Source organism: Lysobacter sp. Root690 (assembly GCF_001427785.1).
Classification (GTDB): Bacteria; Pseudomonadota; Gammaproteobacteria; order Xanthomonadales; family Xanthomonadaceae; genus Lysobacter.
On sequence record NZ_LMHM01000014.1, the window covers coordinates 1 to 4,951 of the forward strand.

At 63.5% G+C, this 4,951-nt stretch carries 1 protein-coding gene; it reads left to right on the plus strand.

The annotated features are described in order from the left end of the window. Positions 1 to 435: 435 nt before the first annotated feature. The coding region (locus ASD86_RS16345; RefSeq protein ID WP_082578422.1) for a DUF6531 domain-containing protein at positions 436 to 4,951 on the plus strand (4,516 nt) is incomplete at its 3' end.

The window sequence follows — 4,951 nt, forward strand, 5'->3', positions numbered from 1 at the left end:
GTTGGTGGCCATCCAGCAGGACGGCCAGACGATCGCCAACTATGCATACGATCCGCTGGGCCGTCGAATCGGAAAGACCGAGAACGGCCAGGCAAGAAACCCGTGGAACAACGGTCAGTGGCATATTGACCGGTCTTGGTATCGACGAGCGTTTTGCGCGGACTGACACGTNTCGAACCTGCCGGTGACCGGACAGTACCTGTTGTACGTGGATCCGAGATACGGCGAGACCCTGATCGCGCGCACGCTGCTGGCGCCTGACGGCACCAGCCAAGTTCAGGCTATGCCACGGTCGAGCGATGTAACCACTCAGTTCGCCGGCCAACATGCCCGCAATTTTTTTATCGAGGCTGATAGCGATTGCGAAAGCTTTTGGCTCGATCAGCTGAATCGAAATTGCAAGATAGCTCAAGCTGCTGAGGGATCGGGAGAAGCATGATGCTGAACACAAAGCAAGGACCGCAGGAGCACGGAAAGCGCAAGACTTGGCGTATCGGCGCGATGGCGCTGACGTTAGGCCTATCGTTGGGCGCGGTATCGCTGCGGCCTGGCGAGGTCGGCGCGGTGCTCGATCCGTTGCCGGTGTCGTTGTCGCAACAACTGGCATTGCAGTCACGCGAAGCGCGCGCGCAGTTACCGAACGGACGTTGGCTGGTTGTCGAACGCGATGGTCGCGGTCTGAGCCTGCTTCGCGACGATGAGCAAGGCAGTCAGATACGGCGCTGGCCACTGAGCGCGCCGCGCCGCTTGGCCAGCATCAGCCTGCTCGCCGACGGCCGCGTGCTGGTATGGGGCGGCGTGGACGCATCCGGCCAGGTGCACCGCGAAGGTCTGTGGTTCGATCCGGCGACGCAGACGCTGACGCCGGCTCAGCTGCCCGGTCTGGCGCCGCGCGCCGGTCATGGGGCGACCCTGCTCAGCGACGGTCGTCTGTTGCTCAGCGGCGGTTGGACCCCAGGCGTGGCCGGCGTGGCCAAAGCGGAGATGTGGGATTCGCGCGACGGCGCCGTGCAAATCGTCGAAGGTGCGTGGACGCCGGCGCGCCTGGGTCATCTCGGCGCGCTGGAAAGCGACGGCAGCGTGCGGCTATCCGGCGGTGTCGATGCGCAAGGCCGCCGCGTAAGCGGCGACGCGCGCTTCGATCCACAGGCGCAGACCTTCGCGCCGGCCGCCCCGGCCGCGCACGTCGCCGACGCCGCCAAGGCGGCGCCGGTGCTGGCGGCTTCATGGCCCGCGGCGAAGGCGCAGGGTTTTGCGCCGGACGGCCGCCTGTGGCTGCGTTTCAGTCAGCCTCTGGAAGCCAGCGACGTCAACGCCAGCAGTGTGGTGCTTTTCGGTCCCGGCGGCCGCGCCGTCGCCAAAGTGGTGCCCGCCGAAGGCGGGCGCTTGGCGTTCGTGACGCCGCAGCAGGCGTTGTTCCCGGATTCACCGTACACACTGCTGATTGATGGCGTGCGTGGCCGCAATGGCCAGCCGTTGGCGACGACCGCGATCGACTTCCGCACCGCGGCGTTGAACGACGTTGAGGTGCCGACGACCGCGGTTAGCGACGTGCAGATCACCGGCGAAGGCGAACCGCGTCGTTGTGCGCGGACGGGCGCATGGTACGCACCGTGCCGCGCACGAGCCGAGCTCAAGGATGGCGTGTGGTACCCCGGCGTCGACAACACCGACAGCCGCTGGCGCATCTACACGCCCGACCAGTCGCCGACACCGAACCCGTCAATGGCCAGGACCGCGGCGTTGTACGACGTCACCGTCGTGCGCGGCCGCGTCGTGCGCGTGGACGAGCAACCGGTAGCGAACGTGGAAGTCAGCATCGGCGCGCATAAGGCACGGACCGATACGAATGGCTGGTTCACCTTGCTGGATGCGACGCCGGGCTGGCAGGAATTGTACGTGGACGGCAGCACCGCCAACAGCGCGCAGGCCGAATACGGCCAGTTCGTGGTCGGCGTGCGCGTGGTCAAGGGCAAACTGACCGAACTGAAGTATCTGCTGCACCTGCCGCGCATCACCGCGCGCGACAAGATCAAGATCGCTTCGCCGCTGAAGCAGGAGATGCGCATCGGCCATCCGGACATGCCGGGGCTGGAATTACGCATCCCCGCGGGCACGGTGATCCGCGACCGTAAGGGACGCCTGGTGACCGAACTGGCGATCGTGCCGACGCCGGTCAACCGCGCGCCGTTCCCGGTGAAAGAGAACCACCCGATGGCCTTCACGCTCGAGCCGGGTGGCGCGCAGGTGCAAGGTCTGACGTCCACCGCATCGGGCGGCATCCGGGTGTACTACCCGAATTACGACCGTAAGCCGGCTGGAACCGTGGGCGACTTCTGGATCTACGATCCGCGCGAAGGCTGGCGGGTGTACGGGCAAGGCACGGTGGCCGCGGACGGCCGCCAGTTCGAACCCGAACGCGGCGTGGCGCTGCATCAGACGATGGGTGGGATGTACAGCGTGCGGAATACTGATCCGGAACCGAAGGCGGGTATGCCGCCGGATCAGGAAGGCGAGTGCCCGGATCCCAACTGTGCGGACCAGAACGCCAAGAGCGGCGGCGCCGGCACCGAAGGCGACCCGGTCGACCTGCACACCGGCGATTTCATCTACGCCGACACCGACGTGACGATCAACGACGTGGTGCCGTTGTCGATCAAGCGGCACTACCGTCCACGCGATATGGGCAAGCGCGAGTTCGGCCTGGGCATGTCGTTGGGGTTCGGTCACTACCTGCAGCGCATCGGCGACGACTATGGCGCGATCCGGATCGTGCTGCCGAACGGATCGGCGGTGCAGTTCGATCGGCTGTCGGGCACCGGCGCGCAGGGCGAGTGGAGGCAGAACGGATCGCGCAGCGCCTACGCCGGCGCGGTGATGCGCTCGATCTTCGACGCGGACCCGGAGCAGCCCTATGGCCGCGCCTACAGGGTGACGCTGCGCGACGGTTCGCAGATGCAGTTCAGCAGCTACAACGACACCCGGCTGCAGTGGGTGCAGGACCGGTTCGGCAACCAGACCCGGTTGATCTACAACGCGGGCCTGTTGGCCCAACTGGTATCACCGAACGGGCGGATCGTTGCGTTCACCTACGACCCGCAAAACCGGATCAAGACCGCCAAGGACCACACCGGGCGGACCTGGGCCTACGATTACAACGACAAGGGCCTGCTGTCGGAAGTGACCTACCCAGACCTGACGACCAAGCGCTACACCTATATGACAAGCACGTTCGCGGATGATTTCGACGTGTGCCCATCGGGGATCAATGTCGACCCGCGGTACTGCATGTACGCGAAGGATCACAAGCAGTTCGGCACCTACCTGCAGCAACATGTAATGGAGTCGGTGATCGACCGTCGCGGTAATCGCGTGGTCTACAACGAGTATCCCAAGTACGGTAGCTGGATCGGCCGGATCAGCAAGCAGACGCTAGCCGACGACAGTGTGTACACGTTCGGCTACAGCAACACGCCGGAGGGGCATCTAGCGGTGCTGGTGACGCGGCCGGACGGGGTGAAGCGGCGGGTGCTGTTCGACGAGCGCGCGACGCCCTATCCGATCAGCGACACCTATGGCTACGGCACGGACAAAGCGCAGACGTATTCGTTCGAGCGCCATGCGTCGGGGCAGGTGAAGGTGCGCACCGATCCGCTGGGGCGAAAGACCGAGTATCAATACAACACCGCAAGTCAAGTCACGCAGGTGACTGCGATGGCGAATACGCCCAAGGCGCAATCGATCCTGATGTCGTACTACGACAATGGCGATCTCCGCAGCATGACCGATGGGTTGAATCGCACAACGACGTTTCAGTACAAGGACGGCTGTTTGAGCCAGATCACCGATCCGCTGAATCGTAATGTCCAGATCGTGTGTAACCTCGCTGGTCAGCCACTGACGACAATCGATGCGAAGGGTCACACAACAACCTACCGCTACGAAGGCGGCGCGCTGACGTCCGTAGTCGACCCGTTGGGCCGCGCCACGGGCATGGCCTATGACACGTTGGGTCGGTTGGTAGTGGTGCGTGATGTGGAAGGCCGCATCGGAAGGCGCAGCTACGACAACAATGATCGGGTACGCACCTTGACCGATCCGATGCAGCGGACCACTGAGATCAGTTACGACAATAACGGCAACGTCTCGGCCATCCTTTTGCCGCATGGCAACGGCATCACCTACGTCTATGACGAGCGCGACCGGTTAAAGGAGCGGCGCGACAGCCTGGATCAGGTCGATACCTGGACCTATTTCGACGGCGATCGAATCAAAACCCATAAGAATCGTCGTGATCAAACCTCGATTTTCAGCTACGACACATTGGGGCGACCTGAAAAGGCAACGCTGCCGGACGGCAGCATTCAGACCTTCGTGTACGACGCCGCCGACCGCCGTCGCCAGCTGATAGATACGGCCGCTGGAACACTGAGTTGGGAGTACGATGATTTCGACCGCGTGCGCAGTGAAACCGGTGCTGCCGGTACGGTGACCTACGATTACGACGAAGTAGGGCGCCGGGTCGGCATGACCGCCGGTAGCCAGGCGAAGGTCGAATACCGCTATGACGATGGCGACCAGTTACGTCGGATATTGCAAGGCTCAGAAGAAGTCGCGTTCGAGTATGACGACATCGGGCGCCGCGAGATCATGACATTGCCGAACGGAGTGGTCGCCGCATATGACTTCAATGAGGCCAGCGAATTGACTGGGCTGGCATATGCCAGCAGCGCTGGATCGATATTGGGTTCGGTGGGCTATGGGTACGACCGAGTGGGCCGGCGCGTCGCACAAACTGGCTCGTGGGCCAACAGCCTGTTGCCAGCTGCGAGCGACGGTAATGCGTTCGACGACAATCATCGGCAGATCCAGTACCAAGGCCAAGCGTTGAGCTACGACTCCAATGGCAACTTGATCGGCGACGGCACCCGCACCTACGTGTGGAACAGCC